Origin of the sequence: Alkalispirochaeta americana, from assembly GCF_900156105.1 — a bacterium.
GTDB lineage: Bacteria > Spirochaetota > Spirochaetia > DSM-27196 > Alkalispirochaetaceae > Alkalispirochaeta > Alkalispirochaeta americana.
Genome location: NZ_FTMS01000013.1, coordinates 26,486 through 51,015, shown reverse-complemented (window position 1 = coordinate 51,015; position 24,530 = coordinate 26,486). Strand labels below are relative to the sequence as shown.

The following is a 24,530-nucleotide window of genomic DNA, read 5'->3' as shown; positions in this document are numbered from 1 at the left end:
CCATGGTCCGGGAGAAGCCAGACGCACCGGCCCAGCCGGTCTCGGTGCCGGGCCTTTTTATCAGCTTTTTTCGCATTGGGGCCTTCACAATCGGAGGCGGCTACGCCATGGTCCCCCTGATCGGTCACGAGCTGGTGGAGGTCCGGGGGTGGCTCCGGGAAGACGCCTTTGAGGAACTGCTCCTGGTGGGGCAATCTGCACCGGGGCCCATAGCGGTCAATACGGCCCTGCTGGTGGGCTATCGCCTGGCAGGTATCCCCGGGGCCCTGGCGGGGGTTCTTGGAACGATCACCGTACCCTTCACCATTATCCTCCTCATCGCTGCCTGGTTCTCGGATTTTTTCCATCTCCCGGCGGTTGCCTCGGGTCTGGCGGGTGTCCGCTCGGTGGTAGTGGCGTTGATGGTTCTGGCGGCGTGGCGGATTTTCCGGCGGAACCATGGGGTTTCCACGGTGATCGCCACGGGAGGATTCCTGGCGGTTCTGATATGCACCGATCTGAGTCCGTTCCTGGTGGTCCTGGGGGCGCTTCTTGCAGGCGCAGCCGCAGGTGTTTTTCGGGGACGGCGATGAACCTTCTTGTGCTTCTGGGGCAACTCTTTTTCTCCTTCTTTTCTGTGGGCTGGGTAAGTTTCGGCGGTGGCCAGGCGATTCTCCCGATTATCCAGTCCGTGGTGGTAACGAACCGGGGCTGGCTGAGCACAGGGGAGTTTGTGGATCTCATCGCAATTTCCCAGATCACACCCGGGCCTGTGGCAATTAACACCGCCACCTTTGTGGGGTATCGCATAGCGGGGGTGCCCGGCGCGGTCTCTGCCACGGTGGGGCTCGTTATCCCTCCGGTCATCGTTTCGTCTGTGCTCTGTCTGTTGATGCGCCGCCACCGTGACACACCGGTGGTTGCGGGGATGCAGGCGGCTCTCAAGCCCGCCCTGATCGCCCTGATTCTCTACTCTGCCATGGTGGTGGCTCAAGTTGCCTTTACCGGGTACGCCACAGTTCTGGTGGCGGTGGCGGGGCTGGTGGTATTGCTCCGTTCCGGCCTGCATCCTCTTTGGGTTATTGTGGCCTCGGCCGGAGCAGGGGTTCTCCTGGGGCTATAGAGCGGCCCGGGGCAACTCCATAACAAAGGTTGTGATCGGGCCGGGCGTGATATACAAGGCCCCCCCGTGCCGTCTGGTGACGACATCCCTGGCAATGCTCAGCCCCAGGCCGGTCCCCTTTCCGGTTTCCTTGGTGGTAAAGAAGGGTTCAAAGACTTTCTCCCGGAGATTCTCGGCTATCCCGGGTCCGCTATCCCGGAAGGAGCAGCGGACCATCCCCTGGTCTGTGGTCGAAGTGTGTATCCTGAGGGTTCCTGGATAGGAGCCTCCTGCGCGGTAGACCTCCTCAACGGCATGAAGCGCGTTCAACAGGAGATTCAGGATCACGTTGCTTATCTCGCCGGGAAAGCAGAGAATTCCGGGGAGGGGCCTGTCGTACTCCTTGTGAACATCCAGTTTTCCCCGCAGGGCCGGTGCCGCCAGCTCCAGCGTCGCCTCGATGAGTTCATTCAGATCAGACTCTTCGGGTTCCTGGTCGGGCAGGGGGCGGGAAAGCCTGAGAAGACTCTGGAGGGACTCCCTGATCCGGGAAAAACCCTGCTCAAAATCCCGGGAGATGATCTGGCGTTCTTCCTCAATTTCTGTGCGCTCCTCTTCTGCCATTGCCCCGGGGGGGACCAGGGGGAGAACCTCCGAAAGATACCGGTCCAGAGCGAGAAACCCGCTTTGAAGAAACGTGAGAGGGTTGTTCAGATCGTGGAGCATCCCCGCCGTGAGCTGTCCCATGGTAGCCAGTTTATCCTGGCGCATCAGGGTCAGCTGGAGATCCTGGACTCGTTCATTTCGCTCTTCCAGCTCCAAAAGGGCGGTGCGCCACTGCTCGCTCAGCCGAACCCGCTCAGTGATATCGTGGATCGTCACGATGGTTCCCACGGTTTTCCCTGTTTGTTCCTGAATCGGGCAAATCCAGACCTCCAGGGAGAGCTCCGTTCCGTCCCTCTGGAGGAGTGATGTTTCGAAGTTGTAGCGCTCCCGCAGGGGGACGCCTTCAAGAAATTGTCGAATCTCCCGGTTTTCATGCCAGGGGGTCCCGATGATCAGGGAATGGTTGACCTGGAGGATCAGTTCCGTCGCTTCGTTACAGTCTATGATGTTATCGTCCAGGTCGATCACCAGAACACCGCTTGCGATATCGCGCAGGACCAGGCGATGGGCGATGGGGGTGATGCGCAGCAATCCGAATCGGTGAATTCCGATAAAGAAGGCAAACCCCGACAGGGCGAAGCCGATGGGTGTGAAATCTTTTCGCAGCCAGGGAAGAAACTCGAAGGTATAGACAAGGTTCAGGGCGATAGGGATAAGAGACCCCAGCACAACCGCCGATGACTGGTTACGGTAGAGCGCTTTTCCTCCGCCCCAGCTGCCGATAATGAGCACGGCCCCGGAGACGAGAAGGATATATACGTAGACTCCGCTGATCCAGAACCAGGGGCCGTAGGAACCCCGCACCGTCAGGAACGGTCCTCCATAGAAAAAGTGAAGCTCCTGCCAGAAAAAGGTGTGGAAGGGGTGAGTGAAGACAAGCAGGACCGAGATGGCAGGAAGTATAAAGAGCAGATAGGGCTTCCGCGATGCCACAAGGTGTTCAAACCCTGCGTAGGCCAGGGCAAAGATGAACCAGGTAATAGCGATGAGAGGGTAAAAGACATGGGCGATCTGAACCCAGAAGATCGAGGCGTTTTCGCTTTTGGAAAAAAGCTCGAGCATATTGCCCAGAAGGAAACAGGTCACGGCGATCAAGTATCCCAGGAGGGCTCGGGAAATAAGCTTTCGCCTGTAGGGCCAGACCGTATGAACGGCCAGAATCAGGAGGCAAACGGCTACAGGGGCCACTGCAACAAAGACGATGTAGTCCATTCCGTGAATCCCTGGATGTGTTACAGCGGTCCCAGATTGATGATCCGTGCCGAGAGGATCGTAAAGTCATCGTGGAGCTGCAGATCCGACGATTTTCTGTCCAGCAGGAGATCGGCCCGCAGAAGACGCTCCACGGTGGAGATAAATCCTTCGGAACCACGCTCGGCCTGGACAAAAAAGGCTCCTAACCGGTCCTTCTGGTACCCGCTCTTTTCCAGGGTTTTGTCGTCGAAGAGGCCATCAGAGAACAGAACAACCCTGTCCTGCTTCTGCAGGGAGAAGGAACTCTCGGGGTATCGCCAGGGACCCTCAATACCAAGGGCCGGACCGCAGGCAGGATCCGAAAGGTGGGTGTTCCCCCGGATAATAAACGCCGGGGGTGTCCCGCGTTGGCCTGGATCGCCTCGCCTGTCCGGAGGTCCACCATGAAGGCGATGAGCGATACAAAGACGTCCGACTGGTCGGGCAACTGGCGGATCAGGGAATCGTTCAGGCGAGAGAGGAATCGGGCTGGCGAGAAGGACTCCCCCTCCATCCTGCGGACTTCTTCCCGTGTCAACAGTTTGACGATCCCCGTTATAAAGGCGGGTTTGATACCGTGGCCTGCCACATCACCCAGAAGGAGAAGGTGGCGGTCCCGGTCCAGGGAGATGGCGTCGTAGTAATCACCCTGAACAAGCATTCCCGGTCGGGGATAACTGGCCCGTTCCAGGCTGAACCGGTTATCCCGGGGAGGATCAAGGCGAAGATAGGCTTGCTGGAACTCGCTGGCTGTGCGCAGCTGTTGCTGGATGTGATTAAAATACTGCTCGTTGTTGCGTCGGGTCTGAACGTACTCAAGGAAGCGCTCGAGTTCTGCCTCCAGAAGGGGCGGGGTCCAGGGTTTTTGAAGCAGGCCCAGTATAGAGGCTGTCACGGCCCTGCTGATTTCTTCCATGTCGGAATAGGCTGTGAGCAGCACCAGGCCCAGCCCGGGATAGCGTTGGCCGATTGTCAGAAGGAGGTCGCTACCTTTCATGGAGGGCATGCGCAGATCAGAGATGACCAGACTGTATTGCGAGGAGCTCTCTTCCAGCAACTCCAGACAGGCCTGGCCGGACTCAACGGTGTCGAGCCGGATGTTTCTTCGTTTGAGCCAGGGGCGCAGATCTCTGCGGAAGGCCCGCAGCACCTCGGGTTCATCATCAACGTACAGAATTGCCTGACCTGCCATGTCTTCGCCGCTCATAGGGAGCTCCTTTGCTGGCCTTCCGGCCAACTGGTCCTGGACCAACTGACCCTGTATTTTTACCCTGAGTAAACGGTACACCCGGATATAATCTATGGTCAAGAGATTCTTAAAATCTGGAATATTTCAAATAATCAGGGTACTATGCAACATGTCTTTTCTTGTGGCTATCGATATCGGGGCTGGCCAAAGTACAAAAGTGGCCGTATGCGTCACGCCCCATGAAATAATTCGTGAAAGTGAGTTTCCTGTGGACCGCTACGGCGGGGGGTGGGAAAGCTATTGCAAGGGACTGATCGCTACGGTTGAGTGTCTGATTGCAGAGGCCGGCCTCTCCCGGGGGGACATGGAGGCGATTGGTATCGCCACGGCGGGAATCCTTTCCCGGGACGGCTCGTTTTTGCTGGTTCACAACATCCCTTTTCTTCAGGGCCATAATCTCTGCAGCTGTCTGGGCGATCACTACGGTGTCCCCGTGGGGATCGACAACGATGCCAACGCCGGAGGCCTGGCCGAATGGAGCGTTCTGCAGGTGGAACTCCTCTACTGGGTGTTTGGTGGCGGGTGGGGTGGTGCCTGGATATCCCGGGAGGGGGAGGTTCAATATCCCGCCACGGACTGGTCCGGCGACGACGCCGAGCTTCATCCCACGGCAGAACCGGGCTATTCGATTGGCCTGGAGAAGATCATGTTGCGCCAGGTTTTTCTGGAGGTGGGAGCGAGCTTCGAGCGCTTCGAGTTTCATCTGCGGGAGGAGTACGGCCAGGATCTGTCTCATCTGGCTGGCCCTGGGGGGGACCCTGATTCACTCCGGGCTGAAATGATCCTGAGTGGTCCCGGCCGGCTTCGGCTTTTCCGGGCGGTCGTGGGAGACGACGATTTTTACACACGCTTCCTGGACTTTGATGAGGTGGCGGGGCTGGAGAACCCCGGAGAAGCAGGGAGATATATCAGCAAACTCTCGAGTATGCGCGTTGAGGCGGCGGTAAACACGGACCGGCTCTATGGAAAGATTCTGGCTCACGCCACCAGGAGCATGATCAAACGGGCCTCGGCCGACGGTCTTGCCCCGGGGGTTCCTGTCTGTCTGGGAGGAAAGCCCAGTTATGCCCTGCCCTATTTTGGTCCCAGTACGCAGCGGTTTCTGGGCAAGTTCGGGCTCATGAACTACCTTCGGCCCAGTGTTATTGACGAACGGGGTCTGAACGCGAATGTGGTGGGGGCGGGGGTTCTTGCCCGGAAGGCTGCTGAGGCTGGTTCAGCAGCGCCGTCCAAAGGGCGGCCTGAAGCAGAATTTCTGCATAAATCCTGGTAAGGGCCAGGAGCGAGATCGCCGAAGCCAGAACACCGTAGACCAGCACCCGCCGACCCGTGGAGAGAACCACCTCGGCCATGATCCAGGAGGCTCCCTGCCAGGCCCCGGCTGCCAGGAGCGCCGGGGGCAGGCTCCGGACAAGTTTCAGGGGAACTCCCGAAGAGAGGCGGATCATGCTCCAGATAACAATCGTCTGGATCGCCAGAGCACTGAAGCGGGCCACCAGAGCGAGAAGCCACGACGGTCCTGGCAGATAGGATCCGGCCAGGGCCACGGCCAGCGTGATGAGCGCACTCACGTAGATTAACAAAAGAAAGACGCCATTCAGCGCCAGCGCCCGGAGGCGTCCTGTGCCTCGTCCCAGGGGAATCCCGAAGGCCGCACGAATTACCCGGTGGATATCAAAGAAGAGGGTATGGACGGTGTAGAGAAAGACCCCCAGGGTGATGATCGAGAGTGATCCGGGGGCGCTGGCGTAGCGTTCCAGCCCCAGCATGATCGATCTTTGGGCCCCCACGGGAAGAACGTAGAGGATTTCCTGCTCCACAAGGGCCTGGACCTTGGGGGTGAGGGCAAAGCTCCCCGCCAGGGTAAGAAGGAATAACAGGGGCACCACGGCAAAGAGAGCCGAGAAGCTCAGCCCCTTTGCCAGCAAGGGGCCGTGGATTTCCTTGTAGCGGTGGTAGATCTTTCGAAGATAGCCCATCACACCCCAAGTATACGTATTTCACGGTCTCCGCGAAAGGTGATCCCGTGAAAGATGATCAGGCGTTATAGGTGCCGCTGGCCACGTCTCCTCCCGTGCCTGTCCAGTTGGTATGGAAGACTTCTCCCCGAGGCCTGTCCACCCGTTCGTAGGTGTGTGCGCCGAAGTAATCCCTTTGGGCCTGAAGGAGATTTGCCGGAAGCCGCTCGGACCGGTACCCTTCAAAGAAGCTCAAGGCCGACGAGAGGGCCGGAATGGGCAGCCCCGCCTCTATTGCCCGCAGGGCGGTTCGTCGCCACGAGGGGAGGGTTTCTGCCATGATGCCGGAGAAAAAGGGTGCCTGAAGCAGATTTTCCAGTTCCCGGTTTTCTGCAAAGGCTGCGGTGATATCCTCCAGAAAGGCGCTTCGGATGATACATCCTCCCCGCCACATTCCTGCCACCGCTCCGTAATCGATCTCCCAGGAATATTCCCGGGCGGCTTCCCTGATCAGCATGAAGCCCTGCGCATAACTGGTGATTTTTGCCGCATAGACCGCCGCCTCGAGATCTTCCAGAATCCGGGCTTTTTCCGAATCGTTCAAATCGGGCAGGGCAGGGGCTGTATCGCCCAGGATGGCGGCCGCTCGTTGCCGTTCGTCTGTGCGGGCGCTTAAGGAGCGGGCAAAAACAGCCTCGGCGATCAGCGTAACGGGCACCCCCAGGTGCGCCGCATCCACCACGGTCCATTTTCCCGTTCCCTTCTGGCCTGCTGCATCAAGGATCTTCTCTACCAGTGGGGATCCGTCCTCGTCGCGTGTCCGAAGGATCGCGGCGGTGATCTCGATGAGGTAGCTCTCCAGGCGCCCCCGGTTCCAGGAGTCGAAGCACCGGGCCATCTCGTCGCAGCTCATGCCCAGAAGATTTTTCATGATGTGATAGGCTTCGCTGATCAGCTGCATATCGCCGTACTCGATAGCATTGTGGACCATCTTTACGTAGTGCCCGGAACCGCCCGTGCCAACCCAGTCGCAACAGGGGGTGCCATCGGCGGCTTTGGCGGCGATTTTCTGAAAAAGGGTCTTCACTGCCGGCCACGCCTGGCTTGACCCTCCCGGCATGATGCTGGGGCCCCGACGCGCTCCCTCTTCTCCGCCGGAGACGCCCGTACCGATGTAGAAGAGGCCTTTGCTCTCAAGGAGGGTTGTTCGGCGCTCCGTGTCGGGGTAGTGGCTGTTGCCTCCATCGATGATGATATCGCCCTTCTCCAGGAGGGGCAGAAGTCTTTCGATGTAGGTATCCACCGTTTCACCGGCTTTTACCATGATCATGATCTTTCGGGGTGAGGAGAGGTGTTCCACCAGTTCTTCCAGGGTTTCGGCTCCAAGGATGGAGCGATCTGCTGCGGGGCCTTGAAGAAAATCCGTCATTTTGCTGACAGTTCTGTTGTGAACGGCCACGGAGTATCCCCGGTCGTTCATGTTCAAAACAAGATTCTGTCCCATCACAGCCAGTCCGATCAGTCCAATATCTGCTTTTCTCGATGTATCTGCTTTACCTGACACTCTGGGCTCCTTTGTTGCTGGTTCGTTCATCCGGGCATGCCCGGATCGGGGGAATTCCTGATCCGCCGGTATTCCGGATCCATCTGCTTCTGCAGGTGTTCTTCCGGATAATAATCTACGCATTATAGAGGCTCGAGGAAACCGCTCCCCCGGCCCCTGTCCAGTTCGTGTGGTGGTACTTCCCCGGTTCATCATTCTTTCTTTGATACAGGTGGGCTCCAAAATAGTCACGCATGGCCTGAATCAGATTTGCCGGAAGGGTGCGGCTTTTGTAGCCATCAAAGAAGGTGAGCCCGCTTGCAAGAGCCGGGAGGGGAACTTCTGCGCTGATACCTGCCGCTACGAGGCGCCGCCATCCTCCTGAGGCATCCCGGAGGATTTCTGCCAGGGGAGGGGTCAGAAGCAGGTTGGTCTGGGATGGATCGGCGTGGCAGGCCCGGGCAATATCCTCCAGAAGGGGCGTTCGGATGATGCATCCCCTGGTCCAGATACGGGCAAGTTCTGCCAGATCTATCTGCCACTGCTCCTGCTGTGCCGCGACGCGGATCACCTCAAAACCCTGAGCGTAGGTCACAACTCTGTTGGCCAGCAGGGCCTTTTCCAGGTCCCGGAGAAGAGAGGCCGGCTCGGATTTTGCAAGGCTTCCGGGTGAGGCTGGTGACGAAGTCGCTGATATCCGCCCGAAGATATCAGCCGCCTGGCACCGTTCTGACCGAAGAGATGAGAGCTGTCGCGCACACACAGCAGCTCCAACAGAAGGGAGCGGTACATTCCGATCCAGCCCTTCCAGGACTGACCATTTCCCGGTTCCTTTTTGTCCTGCCTGGTCGAGTATTTTTTCCAGTAACGGTGAGCCGTCGCTGTCGGGATGGATCAGGATCGAGGCGGTGATCTCCAGAAGGTAGCTTTTGAGAGGCCCCCTGGTCCAAAGGGAGACCGCCTCGTGCATGGCCTGGTTGCTCATCCCCAAGAGATCCTTCATGAGGTGGTATGCCTCGGCGATAGCCTGCATCTCGGCGTACTCGATTCCGTTGTGAATCATTTTAACAAAATGGCCCGCCCCTCCACGGCCAATCCAGGAGCAGCAGGATGTTCCCCGGGGAGATTTCGCTGCCAAAGCCTGAAGAATAGGAGCCACCAGGGGCCAGGCCGATTCGTCCCCGCCGGGCATGATACTGGGACCGGAACGGGCGCCCTCTTCACCACCTGAAATTCCCGCCCCGATAAACCGGATTCCCCGGTTCTTCAGGGCTGTGCATCGTCGGGCTGTGTCCTGGTAATGGCTGTTTCCGCCGTCGATTACGATATCTCCTGGGGCCAGATGGGGAAGAATCTCTTCCAGGAGGTTCTCAACGGGTTTCCCGGCCTTGATCATGAAGAGAATTTTCCTCGGTCTCTCCAGGAGCGAAAGAAATTCCTCCAGGGAAGTGGCCGGGATCAAGGGTAATGCCCCCTCCGCCTCGTCCGAAGCCGCCTGAATCAGTGAAGCCTCTCTATCGTACACTGCCACGGGAATGCCTTTTTCGCAGGCGTTCAAGGCAAGGTTTCGTCCCATTACGGCCTGGCCGATGATTCCCAGTTCGGCCAGGCGCGATTCTTTCATTCCGGTCAGGGCCGTAGCGGGTCTGGCCCGCTCTGTAGCGTGGTGCATGATCTTTCCCCCTACCGCTGGATGCGGGCGGAGCCTCCTGCGGCAAAAGCCTGAACCTGTTCCCGGTTGGCCATGGTGGTATCTCCGGGAAAGGTGGTAAGCAACGCGCCGTGAGCCCACCCCGTGCGGAGAGCATTTTCCGGACTCTGTCCCGAGAGCAAGCCGTAAAAAAGCCCCGAGGCAAAGCCGTCTCCTCCGCCGACACGGTCCAGGACATCGAGTTCGCATACAGGGGCAACCAGGGACTCTCCGTGTATCCAGGCGGCAGCGCTCCAGCGGTGACGGTTGGTGGAGGAAACGTCCCGCAGGGTTGTGGCCACCACCTTCATGCGGGGATAGCGCTGGCGCACATCGTCTATCATGGAGAGGAATGTCTCCGGGTCCAGCGAGGAATGCTCCTTCTGTGTTACGCTGGGTCCCTTGATACCCAGTCCCATCTGAAGATCCTCTTCGTTTCCCACCAGCACATCCGCCTGTTCCACGATCCGGTGGAACACGTCCCGGGCCTTTTCAGGGCCACCCCGGAGATTCCAGAGCTTTTCCCGGTAGTTCAGATCAAAGGACGTGACCGTCCCTGCCTCGCGGGCAGCCTTCATAGCCTCGATGATTACCTCGCCGGTTGTCTCCGAGAGAGCTGCAAAGATTCCTCCGCTGTGAAACCAGCGGATGCCCCGGGAAAATATCTCCTGCCAGTTGAAATCCCCTGGCTTGAGGGCTGCGGCAGCCTCGTTGGAACGATTGTAGAACACCACGGGGGGGCGGACTCCCTGCCCCCGGTCGCTGAAGACGGTGGCCATATTTGGTCCTGTCACACCGTTGTGGTCGAAATCCTTGTACAACGGGGTCACCCCCATGGATCGTACGCTTCGCCTGATGAGATCCCCCAGGGGATAGTCCACCATGGCCGAAGCGATTCCCGTTTTGAGCTGGAAACAGTCCGAAAGGTTGGCGGCACAGTTGTATTCCCCCCCGCTCACATGGGCCTCGAAGTCTCGGGCGGTGTGGAAGGGGCGCAGGCCCGGGTCCAGGCGAAGTACCAGGGCCCCCAGGGCCATGAAATCAAGGTGTCCCTCTGGTTTGATCTGCAAGGTCATAGGTTTTTTCCTTTCTCTAGAGATGATTTTTAGCGGTCTTCAGGCAATTGATGTATCGCCCCGCAAGCGCCGTTTTGATATTGCTTCTCTCATTCGCGTGATACTTTGCCGACCCTCTTCTCCCAGGTGGTTCATTATGCTCAGGTAGAGTGCATCAATAATGGAGAGCTGGGTTATTCTGGTGGAGAAAGCCTCCCTGACACAGGGGGGAGGGCATTGTTCCGAGAGCAGAAGGATATCTGCCATTTTGCACAACGGCGCGTTGGAGTTGCTGGTCATGCCGATCAGTGTTGCGCCTCGCTCTTTTGCACCTTCGGCCAGAGCCAGGGCGTCCTTGTTCGACCCGGAGTGGGAGACGATCAGGACGGTCTCGTCAGGGCTCAGTTGCGATGCCTGCATAAGTTGAAGATGGAAATCGCCGGGAGCACTGCAGTGGATACCTGTTCGCAGAAACTTGTGATAGGCATCCTGGGCGATCAGTCCCGATCCGCCCAGGCCGAAAAGATATACCCGGGAAGCGCCGATGATGCTTCGCACAGCCTCCTCGAAGGAATCCCTGTCCAGGGTGTTTTTGATATGCTCCAGGGCTGCAATGTTGGTGTCGAAGACCGTTCGTATCGCCGATGAGGCGTCGGTGGCCTCATCTTCGGTGTCGTAAACCGCTTTGGGTGGCTCTACCGTCTCCGTTGCCAGAGCAATTCTGAAGGATCGGTAGCCGTCGTAGCCGATCTTTTTCACAAACCGGAAGAGGGCAGATTCGGAAACCCCGATGGTATCTGCCAGCTCCTGGAGCGTAGGGTACACCGCCGCCGAGGGGTTCGAAAGGATGAACTCCCCGATCAGGCGCTCTTTACTGGAGAACTCGTCCAGGAGCGATGAGATGATATACAAACAGCTTTGGCTTTCCATCATGATAAGAACGATAACACGAAAGAAAATTTCATGCAACGAAAGAATTTTTCTTTTTTCCTTGACTCCCCGGAATTCATGCCTCAGAATAAGTCCGTGGACCAGAACAATAACCGTATGAGGGGGATGGAGCGTTGTTAGTAAATGTGATTTTAGGAGCCGCCTGCATGCTATTTGCTGTATTGGCCTACACGCAAACAGGAAGTTTACCAGCTCAAGCCGCTCTATTTCCAAAATTAGTCATTTTTGGAATGGGAGTTTCTGGTTTTCTGTTGATTGTGGATACCCTTACCAGGCATCGACGAAGGCGACTGGCAGAAGTCATATCTATTAATTTGCAAACAGCAATTTATCAGATTCTGATCCCTGGGGCCATGATGTTGGTCACATACGGCCTTCTGCAACTGATCGGCTTTTATGCGGCAGGGTTTCTACTCATACAAATGGTATTTTTCTACCAGCCTTTTCGGACAGGGGGAGTTAGACCAACCCTTTCCTATGTGGCAAAAGGTGTAGTTTTCGCCGCTGTTACTATGACGGTAATGTATATTGCATTCACGCTACTGCTAAAGTTGCCGGTTCCAAGAGGTTCCTTTTTCAGTTAAAAGCATCTGCGCGGAAGCTCTGTTGTCATGACTTTATTGTGAAATGATAGGAAAAGGGAGGTGGTTAATGGAGAAAAGTTTGGAATTGTTTTAATTTAAGTTTTGGATCGCGAAAATTAATCAGGAGGAAGACAAATGAAGAAAATGGCATTGATGATTATCATGGCAACACTGGCAGTGGCAGTGGCAGCGGCAGGGGGTAGGACGGAGGATGGTGCGACTGAAACTGGTCACTTCCCTGCTCAAAGCATTCGAATTCTTGTCCCCTACAGTGCGGGCGGTGGTGGTGATACAGTGGCAAGAATTGTCGCCGACTCGCTGGGCAGGAAACTGGGAGTTCAAGTCAATGTGATTAACCTGGAAGGTGCTGGTGGTGAAATTGGTATCACCGAAATGGCGCGGAGCAATGCCGATGGTTATACGCTGGGGGTCTTCGGATATCCCGATAATTTTGTGTTGGAAAACACCAGAGAGACCGAGTTTCAATTCGACAGTTTTGAATACCTGGCATCCTTCGATGATATGCCCATGGGTATATTTGCAGGACCTGGGAGTAGTTTTCGAACCATTGATCAGCTAATTGCCTACGGAAAGAAAAATCCAGGAAGGCTCACCATTGGCGAATCGGGTGCTCTTGGTCTGCTTCATGCGCTAGCTTTTTCAGATCTGCTTGGCATCGAAACCACACCAGTTACTCTTTCGGGGGGCGCTGATTTGATGAACACATTACTGGGTAACCACATTGAGTTGGCGTCGACTTCTTCCATGAGTCACAATGCAATAGTTGACGCTGGAGGACATCCAATAGGATTTGCGGCGGCTGATAGAATGGAAATGTTTCCGGGAGTACCCACGTTTAAGGAACAGGGAATCAATCTTGAAATGGGAGTCTCCCGTGTGTTGGTTGCTCCTAAAGGTACGCCAGAAAATGTGTTGACAGTTATTACTGAAGCGCTAGATATCATTGGTGCAGATCCTGATTTTCGGGAGAGATTTGAAATAGCCACTCTGCCCTATCGATATATGAACCGACAGGAAGTGAACGATGCATTACAACGTTCGAATAATGTGCTGATGCCAGTTATTGAAAGGAATCGAAAACGATTCTAGATAATGTTGATTGATTATTGCACTTTGCTTTGAAATCCGTTCAGTTGGCAGGAAACTAAGTCCTCTCGACTGAACGGAAAAATTGCTGATGACGCTCGTCAGGAGGATGAGTCGATGGAGAATATGCAGCTGTTTTGGGGATTAATGTCTCCCGGTGTATTGATGATTGTACTCAGCGGTGTTCTGATAGGTATTGTAGTCGGGGCCATTCCTGGACTGAATGGAGCTATCGGTATTTCGCTCTTGCTACCCCTGACTTTTACCATGAGGCCTGAGTTGGGACTCTTGCTACTTGGGGGAATCTATATGGGAGGGATGTACGGCGGTTCGATTACTGCGATCCTCCTGAATGTCCCGGGGGATGTGGTTGCGGCACCAGCAGCCATGGAAGGATACCCCATGACGAAGCAGGGCCGATCGAAAGAAGCACTGTATTATTCAATTTTTTCAAGTATGTTTGGAGGATTCATTGGGGTTCTGATTCTGATTTTTTTCACTCCTCCCCTGGCTCGCTTTGCGCTGAAGTTTGGCCCGGCAGAAATGTTTTTTATCGCTCTTAGTGGATTGGTAGTTATCGGTGCTTTAGAAGGAAATATTTTCAAATCGTTATTTGCTGTCACATTCGGTCTGTTTATCAGTACCATTGGCGTTGACATGATAACGGCTTCTCAACGTTTTACTCTAGGTAATATGAACCTTCGGTCTGGAATCTCGGTAGTTCCTGTGGTGCTGGGGCTGTTTTGCCTGGCAGAAATGTTCTTAAATATCGGAAAAAAAGCAAATGAGTCCGTTGTCTATAAAGATCAGGAGATTACGCGTAGGTCGGTGATTAAAGAAATTCTTAAACATAAGATTTTGGTGGTAAAATCATCCATGATTGGCACTTTTGTGGGGCTTTTGCCGGGAGTAGGCACGACACTGGCAGTTTTTCTTTCATACGGGGAAGCCAAGAGGGCCTCAAAAAATCCTGCTCTTTTCGAGAAAGGGAGTCCTGAAGGCATTATCGCCGCCGAAAGCGCCAACAACGCGACTGTGGGAACATCGATGGTGCCACTTTTAGCGTTAGGGGTCCCGGGCAGCCCAACAACAGCCATTATCGCAGGTGCATTGATCATTCACGGAATTATTCTTGGTCCTAGTCTTTTTGTGAACCGTCCAGATGTTGCGTATATCTTTATCTATGGAATGCTGCTCACTGTGATTGCTATGACTCTGATTGGTGCTTTTGGCATCAAGTACTTCTCTTATATCCTAAAAATTAAGATGGAATATATCGTTCCTCCGGTACTGGTTTTCGCGCTTTTTGGCGCGTACAGTCTGCGGAACAATATCTTTGATGTGTTGGTTGCCATTGTGTTAGGAATAGTAGGGGCTTTTTTTAAAAAAACAGGTGTTCCACAAGCCCCCATCATTATCGGATTGGTGTTAGGAGGGCTTATTGAAACCAACTTAATGCGAGCAATGACTATTGCAGGTGCGCAACGAGTTTCGCTACTTAAGTATATGCTGACAAATCCGTTGGCAATTTTTTTGATGGTGATGGTGGGCGTGATCTTTCTTGTCGTTATTAAGATGCGTATAAGAACTCAGTAAAGCACTCGTTTGGTTATCGGACTTATATCAAAGCACCAAGCCTGCAATCACGATTAGTGTTTTTCAAAAAGCACATCATGTTATTTCGTGCAACCATTTTGCTGTTCTTTTCGCGAGGGTTCTGCCTTCAATTTTTCATCGCTTTTCCTGCTCAGGCCAGTGCGTAATTACTCCAGCCCCTCCGGCCGGGGGGCGATTGCAGCGATCATGCCCAGCCCGAAGAGGTAACGCCGGTGAATTTCCTCCAGGACTCCCTCCTGGTGAAGTTCCCGGGCTGCATCGCGGAGGCGCAGAAGGAGGTGTTCCGGCGTATCGAGGCTACAGGCCATCCATACCACGTCGCTGTCCAGGGTCAGTACGGGGGTGAGGTCCTGCCAGGAGTAGCCCAGAGTCTGGATCTCCACGGCCGTGGGCATCTCCCGGCCCGCCATGAGGTCGATCCGGTCCAGGAAGAGTTTGGAAATGTTCTGGTCGTTACGGACCACCGGGTCCAGCTGGGAGGGCTCGGAAAATCCCCGGGCCAGGAGGAGTTCGTGGAGGTTGTTCCCCCGCACCACGCCCAGCCGGTAGGGTCTGGCATCGTCCAGCGACCCAAGGCGGATATCATTCCGCCGGGTGAGGCGAAAGAGGACCGATGTGATCGGGGGGCTGCTGGGGGCGATCCAGTGGAACTGTTCTTCCCGCTCGGGGGTTCTGAAGACCGTCATGATCATGATTCGCGGTTCTTCCCGCACCAGGTGCATCGCCCGCGATACGGGGTATTGGGTGATGGTTTCAGGGATACCGGCCCGCTCAAGGACGGCTCGGACAAACTCCGTGGTTATGCCTGTGATTTCTCCCTGGTCGTCGGTATAAACGTAGGGAGGGAAGCTCCCCGAAGCGACAACGTGCAAATCCCCTGCAGCAGCCCCTCCCGGAAGGACGATAACCATCCAGCACAGCGTGCATACCAAGGCAACAAACCCTTTCATACTGACCCCTCACTCGTTTTACCTGATTGCCTGGTGTGGTTTGGTCTCTTTGCCCCGGCCCGGAACATACCCCCGGGCCACACGCACCAGACGTGTTGTAATCTCTGAATAGTATACTAATGGAATCATTCTGTGTCCTCTATGGTTGAACCGGAAGCAGTTGTCCGTTAGAATTTCCGGAAGATGGCACGGTTCTGTAAAGCCAGCGTGGGTGTTCTTGCTCTGGTGGTCCTTGCAACCGCCGGGGGAGAGCTCTGCGCCCGAGAGTACCCCAAGCCTCTGGCACTGGTGAATCCCCTTCATGGTGTGGATCAGGGCTCCTCTCTCTGGATGCCCGGGGGTGATTACGAGTTCGGTCACTGGCGATACGATTTTCGCGGGAGCGACTACGATCTTTTTGAGGCCCGGGCCGGGGGTGCGGCGACGCTTTTCCAGCTTCGGGGTGCCTTTGCCGGGGGTGTCTTCTTTCGCTCGATCCTCACATCAGGACCGGGGCCCGAGGATTGGGATCCACCCACACGGGTGGAATGGCGAATGGACGCCGTGCAGTTTGAGTACGGAGCCACCGCCGCAGCGCGGCTGGGCGCCGGCAGCTTTCTGGCCGAGTACTCCCGCTCCAGTTTTCATCCCTTCCGGGACGATGCCGAAGAAAACTACCGGGTCACCACCACGGACTACCTGCGCCTGGGCTACGCTCCCGATCCGGTCTGGCTTGGACGCTGGAGAGTGAAGGGGGCGTTTCGGGGTGGATATCTGACTCTGCTGGAGATGTGGAACGCTCCCTACGACAAGCCCCGGGCTCGTTTTAAGGCGACCCTTACCCTTCAAGGCCATGAGGTGTCTCCTGGTGTCCGTCCTGGCTGGTTTTTTCTGGCGGAGCCTGCGGTGCTGGCGCTTCGATCGGGTGGTATCGATCTGGACTTTTACGGCGAGGCGGGGCTGCGCTTTTCGGGAGATTTTGGCAGGACCGATCTCTTTCTCCACGCCACCCGCCACGGTGACATCGAGGAAGTTGAAGAGAAGGAGGTCCCGGTGTTTCTTCTGGGGGCGGCGATCCGCTTTTCCGTGAGCCCCGGGGCAGTGCCTCCTGGTCCGTGATCCCCGGTCAGGCTGGAGAGGGCTGCTCGGTCAGCCGGACCAGGCGATCCACATCAAGAACCAGGGCGGGCGTGCCGTCTCCCAGAATGATCGCTCCCCCCACACCCTCAACCCCTTCATAGAGGCTGCCCAGAGGTTTGATAACGGACTGGTAGGTATCGTGGAGAGCGTCCACCACCAGGCCGATCCGCTGGGTCCCTGCAGAAACCACCACTACGTGGCGATGAGGTGGCGGCTGATCTGTAGTGAGGCGAAAATACTCCCGCAGATCCAGCAGGGCGAGAATCTCTCCGTTGTAGTCGAAGAACATCTCCCCCTTGCGCCGGGGGATCTCCGCCAGATCCAGGCAGCGTTCGATATAGCTCAAGTTGATGAGGTAGAGGTTGTTTCCGATTCCTGCCAGCAAGCCCTCTACAATGGCCAGGGTGAGGGGAATCCGCAGGGTGATCGTGCTCCCTTTGCCGGGAACCGAAGTAACCCGGACTGAGCCGGAGAGTTGTTCCAGGTTTTTCTGGACCACGTCCATCCCGACGCCCCGGCCCGAGACGTTTGTTGCCTGTTCTGCCGTGGAAAAGCCGGGAGCAAAGATGCATTGCAGAATCTCCTCCTGGCGGTAATCCTGCCCCGGCTCCAGGAGCCCCTTTTGCTCTGCCTTGGCACGAATTCGGTCGGCGTCCATGCCGCCGCCATCGTCGGCGATGGTGATGAGTACCTGCGCTCCTGCGTAGGCGGCGCTGAGCGTTACCGTCCCTCCCGGAGGTTTCCCCCGGGATCGCCGCTCTTCCGGTGTTTCGATGCCGTGATCCAGGCTATTACGGATAATGTGCATCAGGGGATCTTTCAGAAGATCGATAACCGTTTTATCCAGCTCGGTCTCGCCCCCCTTGGTAACCAGGGAAACTTCTTTTTTCAGTTCCCGGGAGAGATCCCGCACCAGCCGGAGGAACCCGCTAAAGAGGAGCTGAATGGGAACCATTCTCATCTCGATCGCCGTGGTTCTGAGTTCCCGCACCAGGCGGTTCATCTGTTCGCTCATCTGGAGGAAGGTATCGTCCTCGCTGGCCTCGGCCGTGTGGGCCAGGTGCGCCTGGAGCGCCACGAACTCTCCCACCAGGTTTACCAGGGCACCCAGCTTATCGGTGTTTACCCGGATGGAGGAGCCTGCCTCGGCGGAACGGCGGCTTTCCCGGTTTTTCTGAACGTAGCGCTGTTCTTCCAGGGCCGACTGTACCCGCTCGGGAGAGACAAAGCCTTGTTCCACCAGTTTCTCTCCCAGGAAAGCTCGCTCGCTGATAGCCGCTTCCAGGGAGGCCGTGTCGATATCGCCCCGTTCCAGCAGGATCTCTCCCAGGCGCTTGTAGGGAATGTCTGCTTCGCCCATGTCGTCCACCAGGGTGAACTCTACCAGGGCGTCGTCGCCCACGAAAATGAAGATATCCTTCAGTTCCTGTTCCGTTGCCGTGGTGGTAAGCAGTACATGCCAGGTCAGGTAGCACACCTGGGGGTCCAGTTTTTCCAGGGGTGGGACCTGATCAGAGAAGCCCATCACCAGGGATGTTCCCAGGTCTGTCAGTTCCTGCAAGAGCAGGAGAGGGTTGTTCCCGTGACGAAGAAACCGGGGTTGAGGAGCAATGTGGATGCGCCAGGTTCGTTCCGGGCGAGCTTCCCTGGTGCTTCCTGTGGAGGGCGTCTCATCAGTGTTCGCGCCAGCCTTCCCGGAAGGGCCCTTTCCGGCAGGGTCGTAGACGGCAAAAGCGGCCTGCAGTTCTGCTGCCCGTTGACGGATATCCTCCGCCGGAGGGTGCGTCGTCAGGAGCTCTGCCAGGATATCTTTTGCCTGGAAACTCAGGGAGAGCAGCCCCTGCGAGGCCTGCTCCTTTCCATCCCGCACCAGGGCAAAGACTGATTCCACCTGGTGGGCCAGCGCTACCAGAACATCCATGCCAAACATCCCGGCAGATCCCTTGAGAGTATGAAGATTCCGGAAGGCCGCCCCTATCATCTCGTGATCGGAGGGATTCTCTTCCAGGGCAAGGAGATTCTGCTCCAGTGCTGCCAGTAGCTCCTGGGCCTCATCACGGAAGGTTTCCAGCGGGTCAGCGTGCATCGACATGGTCAGCTGTTCCTATGGGTTTTAGCCCGGCAAAACGAAGCATCTTCTCTATTCTCGGCGCGGCCTCACCCGGGTCAATGGTACAGGCCTGGCCCGCCTCCCGGGCGGTGCGACTGAGCGAGAGCAGTACCTGAACGCCTGCCAGATCCAGGGCATCTGTCCCGGTTAGTCGCAGGTGGATTGTTCCCTGAAGGGGGAGGGCTTCCTTCAGAGCCTGATGCAGTTCCGGCGCGGCGGCATAGTTCAAGTTGCCCCTGATGGTAATCACCGTTCGGTCTGGTTCTCGCTGAATTTGAAGAGGCTTCATGATCCTGTCAGAACTCCAGGGTTCGGGTAATCTTGGAGACCACCTGAAGAAGAGACTCCTTCTCCACCGGTTTGGTGAGCCATGCCGTGGCCCCGGCGGCCTTGCCCTCCTGCTTTCGCGTATTTTCGCTTTCGGTGGTAACCATCACGATGGGAACCGCTGGGTTGATCTTGCCGTGCCGCACCTGGGTGATAAACTCCACGCCGTTCATATTGGGCATATTGTAGTCGCAGAGAATTAGCTCTATCTGATCGTCCAGTTTTTCCAGCCCCTCAGCCCCGTCGGCTGCCAGGACGGCCTGGTAGCCTGCCTCGGAGAGGATAATCGAGATAATTTGCCGCATGGAGATCGAGTCATCCACCACAAGAATTTTTTTTGCCACAGTCTGTTCTCCTTTCCTCACTACAGATCCGCACTACAGATCCTCGTACAAATCCTCGTACAAATCTTCGTTGCAAGAGCTCATTGAGAGGTCTCTTGAGGGGCATCATTCCGATGCCCCTTCGGACGTTTTCTCTGGCTCATTCGCTCAGGGGTAACTTGAGGGTAAAGCGCACAAAAGACCGGGGAGGGTCAGCGGTGTAGTCGATTCCGTTTCCTGCGGAGATCCATCCGCCATGGCGCTTCACCAACTTTCGTGCCACGTATAGCCCGGTACCATCGCCCCATTTCTCCTGGTCGCTTCGGACGGGGAAGGCCTCGATGGTATAAAAAATATCGAAGACCAGTTCGCTGTAATCGTAGGGAATGCCCACAATGGGTTGCCCCGATTTATCCCTGGTGGTGCTCTTCTTTGAATCGTTTTGCAGGATGATCTCGAGAATTTGCTGGCCCGTCTCGGGTGATACGGCCAGCCCCATCTCCAGAATGACCCGGGATCCCTCGGGGGAGTATTTCAGGGCATTGATCAAAAGTTCCTGGAGGACATCCTTCATTTTTTCCCGGTCCAGAGTCACCGTGCCGGGCAAAGCGGTCCGGGGCGGCACCTCTATGAGGGATCTCCCGGAATCGGCCGTGAGGTGCGGGAAAAGCTCTCTGCAAAAACCAAAGAGTTCTTGCGTTACCGCCTGGGTGGGGTGCCTCTGCAGATTGAGCTCCAGCTTGTCCAGCTCCCCGATAAAGGTGATGTACTGAAAGATATCCCGTTGTGCCCTGGCTGCCGTGAGGATCATGGTGTAGAGCTCGGACCCCAGAACCACACCGGTGCCATCGTCGGTGGGGGTTACAACGCTTTCCAGGAGATCAAGCCACATGAACCCCCCGGCCTGGTTGACCGTTCGCGAGAGGAGCCCCACCATTTGCTCTGTCTGGGTGATGTCCTTGGCCGCATAGAGCTGGCGCCAGTTGGCGAGTTGCTTGTTCTCCAGCTCCATCAACTTTCGCTCTTCTTCCACCTGGCGGATCAGGCGCTGCTGCTCCCTCTCTTTCAGATTTTTCTGCACCCGGAAAAGAAGGTTTTCGGGGATTGGGGGTTTTGTAATGTGGTCGTCGGCGCCCTGTTTTACCAGAGCCACGGCCAGCTGGATGTCGGTGTTTCCCGTCAGAAAGATAAAGGGAATCTCCTGGTTTCGGGACCGAACCTCGGCCAGGAACTGGTCTCCGTTCATTTGGGGCATGTAGTAATCAGAAAGGATCAGATCAAAAGTATCCAGACAGAAGGCCTCCAGGGCCGACGAGGGGGAGAGGTGACAGCTCGCCTCGTAACCGGCGTGTTTCAGGACCTTCTCGATCAGAAGGAGGCTCGCTCTGTCGTCGTCTACGACGAGTATTCTGCTCATGGTTTGTCTTCGCTCCCGGCGGTTTGTTTTCGGGGCCTCTTTCGGTGAGGCCGGTATGCAATCACCATACCCATTTTAGAAGCTCCTGATGGAGGATGCAAACCATCTGCACCAGAGTTTCTTCGGTTTTCAACGGGTCTTTCAGTAACGGTTGCACAAAGACCCGGGAACCGATCACTATAGGCCCCGTATTGCAACAGGATCAATTCACTGGAAACAAGACACCATAATATACGGAGCGTGTGCTGCTATGTCGACCTTGGTAACCCGGGTAGCCAAAACTCTCAGATCCTACCTCTTTCTCACCGGGGGGCTTACCCTGGGCGCTCTGGGCTGGGCAGGGTTTATCATCCCTGCCGGGATCATCGGCGGGGGAGCCACAGGAATCGCCACGGTTATCCATTTTCTCACCGGCCTTGATATCGGTGCGGCAGCGCTGGCAATCAATCTCTTTCTGATTGCCCTGTCCATGAGAATTATCGGAGCCTCTTTCGGGATCAAAACGATCTATGCGATCACGGTGTTTTCGCTTCTTCTTTCTCTGGTGAGCCGTCAGGTCACCGGGCCGATTCTGGCAGAGCCGATGATGGCCATGGTCACGGGAAGCATTCTGGCGGGGGTGGGCAGCGGAATCGTCTTCCTCAACGGTGGGAGCACCGGTGGTTCTGATATCATCGCCATGGTGATCAACAAGTACCGGAATATCTCCCTGGGTCGGCTCCTTCTGTGTATCGATACGCTTATTATCAGCAGCTCCTTTTTCCTTTTTCGCTCGCTGGAAACGATGATCTACGGTTTTGTCTGCATGGCGATTCTTACCTACACGGTTGATCTGATCATCAATGGTACCAACGAGACAGTGCAGTTCTTTATCTTTTCCCGGCGCCACCGGGAGCTGCAACACCACATTATCCACGTGGCGCGGCGGGGGCTGACGATTCTTCCCGGGGTAGGGGGCTACTCCGGCCAGGAGGTGAAGGTGCTCATGGTGATCGCCCGCAAGAGCGAGAGCCAGGTGGTGTTGCGCCTGATCAAGGAGATTGATCCTGAAGCGTTTATTACCATGGGGACCGTCTCGGGCGTCTATGGTCAGGGGTTTGATACGATCAAAGCCTGATCCACCTGCGACCTGCCTGGGTTCTGGTATTATTCCTCAGGCTACAATATCCGGGGGAATCCACCGGGCCAGGCAGGCTTGAAGGCGGGCTTCGGTTACCGGCTTTGGCAGCACATCGTTCATTCCTGCTTCGTCGCACCGTTTCTGCTGGTTCGGCAGGACTCCTGCGGTTATCGCGATGATCGGTGTCGACTCTCCTCGCTGGTGTTTGCGGATCTTCCTGCTCGCCTCAAGGCCGTCCATCTCGGGCATCTGGATATCCATAAAGATGATCGCGGGCTGAACAAAGCGGACCGCATGGACCGCCTCGGCTCCTGTGCGGCAGGCGAGCACCTCGGCCTCGGGGACAATCTTGCCCAGCTGGGCTTGCAGCAGCAGGAGATTGGTTTCGTCGTTTTCCACAACCATGACCAGTGGTTTTTTCCGGCCTGGTTCTGGTGAAACAAGCCGCTCCCGAAGATCCTTCCGGGGCGTGTCGAGTTTTTCCAGAAGCTCTGTCAGCACCCGGAGGCGTACTGGTTTGGGGAGAACGCCGCCCAGGTGATGGTCCTCGGCCAGGCGGGTTGTTCGAGTTGCGTCCAGGGCCGAGGGGAGGACGACAAGGCGCTCACTGAAGCGTGAGGCGAAACCGGGTTTATCCAGGAGTTTCCCGGCTGTGGATGGAGGAAGGAAGATGAGATCCGCCTCTCCGGTGCGGGACCTTTCGGGAGATATCCAGTATTCCAGGGCCTCGGCGGGATCGGTTTCGATCTCTGCGGTGATTCCCGATCTTGCCAGATAATCCTCGAGAATGGTCAGGGCTGGGCGGCTGGAATCAGCCAGGTAGACCTTATGCAGGTGCAATGGTGTCGGTGGAGCAGGAAGGGGTATCGCCGCTTCGCAACGCAGGGAGAAGGAAAACTCGCTGCCCCAGCCCTCGCGGCTCTCCACGGAAAGTCCCGGCCCCACCTTCCTGGCCAGCCTGTCGGCGATCGCCAGGCCCAGCCCGAGGCCTTCGTGTTTTCTGGTGCTGGAAGAGTCTGTCTGGAAGAAGGGGCGGAAGAGGTTGCGCCGCTTCTCCTCGGGGATTCCGCCCCCCGTGTCACGAACCCGGATAGTGAGGAACCCCGTCTGAGGGTCTTCCTGGGGAGTGTAGCCAACGATGATCCCTATTTCCCCCTGATCGGTGAACTTGATCGCGTTTCCCAGGAGATGAACCAGAATGTTCAGCGCCTTTCCTTCGTCGGTCACGACCGACGAGGGAACCTCCGGGGCAATGTGCAAAAGCAGTTCCAGCCCTTTCTCCTGGGCCGGGTGCAGTACCGAATCGGTGACGGAGTCAAAAAAGGAGAGCACATCGATCGTTTCCAGCCCTGATGTGGTCTCTTCCTCCTGGAAGGCCCCATCGAGCCGGGCAAACTCCAGGATCTGCGAGAGGATTTTCAGCAAGGATTGGGAGGAGTTCTGCAGATAGCCCAGGTACTGGCGTTGCGCCTCCTCCAGGGGAGTATCAGCCAGAAGATCGGCGAAGCCGATGATCCCGTTCAAGGGAGTGCGCAACTCGTGGCTCATGTTGGAAATAAACTCACTCTTGGCTCTGGTGGCTGCCTCGGCCTCGCGCCGGGCCAGCTCCAGGCTCAGGTTTTGCAGTTCCGTGTGTTCCACGTAGCGAGTAAGCTTCTCTTCGGCGTCCTTGCGGTCGGTAATGTCGATCATGAGGCCATCGATAAACCACTCCTTCCCCAGGGGGCTGTACCAGACAAAGCCGCTCTCGTAGACCCAGCGGATATCTCCTGATTTGTGGAGAATCCGGTACTCCGTTGCGTAATGGTGGTTCTCTTCCCGGGCTCGCTGCCGTTCGCTGGTGATTTGGGGGATGTCCTCGGGGTGTGCCAGGTTCAGCTGCTTCGGGGCTGCCAGGAGTAATTCCGGGGGAGTGTAGCCCGTCAGATCCTGGACTTTGCCGTTGATGAAGGAGAGGGGGCTGGCGCCGGAGATGCGGGTTCGAAAGATGACTCCGGGGATGTTTTCCTCCAGAGAGAGAAACCGGTGTTCGCTCTCCCGCAGGTGCCTCTCTGCGATGTAGCGTTCCGTGATGTCCTCGAAGGAGATGAAAAAGCGTTTTTCCTGACGAAAGGAAAGCCACTGGCAGAACCGCAGGGAGCCGTCGGCAGCCCGAAGACGCAGGACGCACCGAAAGGGTTCATCCTTGAGGTCTTCCTGGTGATCTTCCCGGGGGCGGTGCTGCATTGCCTGAAAGGTCTGCTCTGCCTGGTTCTGATCGTCGCAGAAGATGAAGTCGCTGTAGCGTGCGCCCTGCACCTCCTCAGGGGAATAGCCCAGGATGCGTTGCCAGGTCTGATTTGCCTCGACGATAATCCCCGAAGAGTTTGTGGTGCAGAGTAGCCGTGAGTCCAGGGGAGCAAAGCGTTTCAGAAGATCTTCCATGGCTCG

At 56.5% G+C, this 24,530-nt stretch carries 19 protein-coding genes and 2 pseudogenes; 8 read left to right on the top strand and 13 right to left on the bottom strand.

Annotated features, from left to right (window positions below; translation table 11 throughout):
• Window positions 1-2 precede the first annotated feature (2 nt).
• Window positions 3-572 carry a chromate transporter gene (locus BW950_RS10485; protein WP_076489253.1) on the top strand — a complete coding sequence of 190 codons (570 nt, stop codon included), beginning with the start codon at window positions 3-5 and terminating at the stop codon, window positions 570-572.
• A complete protein-coding gene (locus tag BW950_RS10480) occupies window positions 569-1,102 on the top strand; it encodes a chromate transporter (RefSeq protein ID WP_159438781.1) in 534 nt (177 codons plus the stop codon). Before BW950_RS10485 ends, BW950_RS10480 begins: the two co-directional genes overlap by 4 nt.
• On the opposite strand, the gene BW950_RS10475 is transcribed toward BW950_RS10480, so the two are convergent.
• Together BW950_RS10475 and BW950_RS10465 are read right to left on the bottom strand one after the other, a co-directional pair.
• Window positions 1,097-2,959, bottom strand: coding sequence for a histidine kinase N-terminal 7TM domain-containing protein (locus tag BW950_RS10475; protein WP_076489252.1), 1,863 nt, complete (start codon window positions 2,957-2,959; stop codon window positions 1,097-1,099). The genes BW950_RS10480 and BW950_RS10475 overlap by 6 nt on opposite strands.
• A 20-nt stretch (window positions 2,960-2,979) precedes the next feature.
• Window positions 2,980-4,172: pseudogene (locus BW950_RS10465) on the bottom strand (PP2C family protein-serine/threonine phosphatase).
• A 109-nt stretch (window positions 4,173-4,281) separates the two neighbouring features.
• On the opposite strand from BW950_RS10465, the pseudogene BW950_RS15385 reads away from it, so the two are divergent.
• A pseudogene (locus tag BW950_RS15385) lies at window positions 4,282-4,752 on the top strand (ROK family protein); the annotation flags it as partial.
• A 619-nt stretch (window positions 4,753-5,371) separates the two neighbouring features.
• On the opposite strand, the gene BW950_RS15380 reads toward BW950_RS15385, so the two are convergent.
• The 5 genes from BW950_RS15380 to BW950_RS10435 form a co-directional block, all read right to left on the bottom strand.
• Window positions 5,372-6,208 (bottom strand): YihY/virulence factor BrkB family protein, encoded by an 837-nt coding sequence (locus BW950_RS15380; RefSeq protein WP_076489249.1) that lies wholly within the window; start codon window positions 6,206-6,208, stop codon window positions 5,372-5,374.
• A 58-nt stretch (window positions 6,209-6,266) separates the two neighbouring features.
• Entirely contained in the window at window positions 6,267-7,751 is a 1,485-nt protein-coding gene (gene gnd, locus BW950_RS10450; protein WP_499697548.1) for a decarboxylating NADP(+)-dependent phosphogluconate dehydrogenase, read from the bottom strand.
• Window positions 7,752-7,866: 115 nt separating this feature from the next.
• The gene (gene gnd, locus BW950_RS10445) at window positions 7,867-9,402 is read right to left on the bottom strand and encodes a decarboxylating NADP(+)-dependent phosphogluconate dehydrogenase (RefSeq protein ID WP_327077626.1); all 1,536 of its coding nucleotides are present in this window, start codon (window positions 9,400-9,402) and stop codon (window positions 7,867-7,869) included.
• 11 nt (window positions 9,403-9,413) lie between these two features.
• Window positions 9,414-10,496 carry a sugar kinase gene (locus tag BW950_RS10440; protein WP_076489247.1) on the bottom strand — a complete coding sequence of 361 codons (1,083 nt, stop codon included), beginning with the start codon at window positions 10,494-10,496 and terminating at the stop codon, window positions 9,414-9,416.
• Between the two features lie 39 nt (window positions 10,497-10,535).
• The gene (locus BW950_RS10435) at window positions 10,536-11,444 is read right to left on the bottom strand and encodes a MurR/RpiR family transcriptional regulator (RefSeq protein ID WP_083943929.1); all 909 of its coding nucleotides are present in this window, start codon (window positions 11,442-11,444) and stop codon (window positions 10,536-10,538) included.
• A gap of 107 nt (window positions 11,445-11,551) precedes the next feature.
• On the opposite strand from BW950_RS10435, the gene BW950_RS10430 reads away from it, so the two are divergent.
• The 3 genes from BW950_RS10430 to BW950_RS10420 all read left to right on the top strand — a co-directional run bounded on the left by BW950_RS10430 (window position 11,552) and on the right by BW950_RS10420 (window position 14,713).
• Complete coding sequence (locus BW950_RS10430; protein ID WP_268760103.1) at window positions 11,552-12,010, top strand: tripartite tricarboxylate transporter TctB family protein; 459 nt, start codon at window positions 11,552-11,554, stop codon at window positions 12,008-12,010.
• 135 nt (window positions 12,011-12,145) lie between these two features.
• Complete coding sequence (locus BW950_RS10425) at window positions 12,146-13,120, top strand: tripartite tricarboxylate transporter substrate binding protein (RefSeq protein WP_200796820.1); 975 nt, start codon at window positions 12,146-12,148, stop codon at window positions 13,118-13,120.
• Between the two features lie 114 nt (window positions 13,121-13,234).
• On the top strand, window positions 13,235-14,713 hold the full coding sequence (locus BW950_RS10420; protein ID WP_076489245.1) for a tripartite tricarboxylate transporter permease: 1,479 nt from the start codon (window positions 13,235-13,237) through the stop codon (window positions 14,711-14,713).
• A gap of 167 nt (window positions 14,714-14,880) precedes the next feature.
• Here BW950_RS10420 and BW950_RS10415 read toward each other — a convergent pair whose 3' ends face one another.
• A complete protein-coding gene (locus BW950_RS10415) occupies window positions 14,881-15,684 on the bottom strand; it encodes a substrate-binding periplasmic protein (protein ID WP_076489244.1) in 804 nt (267 codons plus the stop codon).
• 183 nt (window positions 15,685-15,867) lie between these two features.
• Between BW950_RS10415 and BW950_RS10410 the strand changes: the two genes are divergently transcribed.
• Window positions 15,868-16,782, top strand: coding sequence for a hypothetical protein (locus BW950_RS10410; RefSeq protein WP_076489243.1), 915 nt, complete (start codon window positions 15,868-15,870; stop codon window positions 16,780-16,782).
• A 7-nt stretch (window positions 16,783-16,789) separates the two neighbouring features.
• Here the strand turns inward: BW950_RS10410 and BW950_RS10405 are convergent, their stop codons facing one another.
• The 4 genes from BW950_RS10405 to BW950_RS10390 all read right to left on the bottom strand — a co-directional run bounded on the left by BW950_RS10405 (window position 16,790) and on the right by BW950_RS10390 (window position 20,980).
• Window positions 16,790-18,895 (bottom strand): chemotaxis protein CheA, encoded by a 2,106-nt coding sequence (locus BW950_RS10405; RefSeq protein WP_076489242.1) that lies wholly within the window; start codon window positions 18,893-18,895, stop codon window positions 16,790-16,792.
• Entirely contained in the window at window positions 18,879-19,202 is a 324-nt protein-coding gene (locus BW950_RS10400; protein WP_076489241.1) for an STAS domain-containing protein, read from the bottom strand. Before BW950_RS10400 ends, BW950_RS10405 begins: the two co-directional genes overlap by 17 nt.
• A 7-nt stretch (window positions 19,203-19,209) precedes the next feature.
• A complete protein-coding gene (locus tag BW950_RS10395; RefSeq protein WP_076489240.1) occupies window positions 19,210-19,584 on the bottom strand; it encodes a response regulator in 375 nt (124 codons plus the stop codon).
• Between the two features lie 139 nt (window positions 19,585-19,723).
• Window positions 19,724-20,980 carry a hybrid sensor histidine kinase/response regulator gene (locus BW950_RS10390; protein ID WP_076489239.1) on the bottom strand — a complete coding sequence of 419 codons (1,257 nt, stop codon included), beginning with the start codon at window positions 20,978-20,980 and terminating at the stop codon, window positions 19,724-19,726.
• A gap of 250 nt (window positions 20,981-21,230) precedes the next feature.
• Between BW950_RS10390 and BW950_RS10385 the strand changes: the two genes are divergently transcribed.
• On the top strand, window positions 21,231-22,097 hold the full coding sequence (locus tag BW950_RS10385) for a YitT family protein (RefSeq protein WP_076489238.1): 867 nt from the start codon (window positions 21,231-21,233) through the stop codon (window positions 22,095-22,097).
• 36 nt (window positions 22,098-22,133) lie between these two features.
• Here BW950_RS10385 and BW950_RS10380 read toward each other — a convergent pair whose 3' ends face one another.
• Entirely contained in the window at window positions 22,134-24,524 is a 2,391-nt protein-coding gene (locus tag BW950_RS10380) for a PAS domain-containing hybrid sensor histidine kinase/response regulator (RefSeq protein ID WP_076489237.1), read from the bottom strand.
• Window positions 24,525-24,530: the final 6 nt, after the last annotated feature.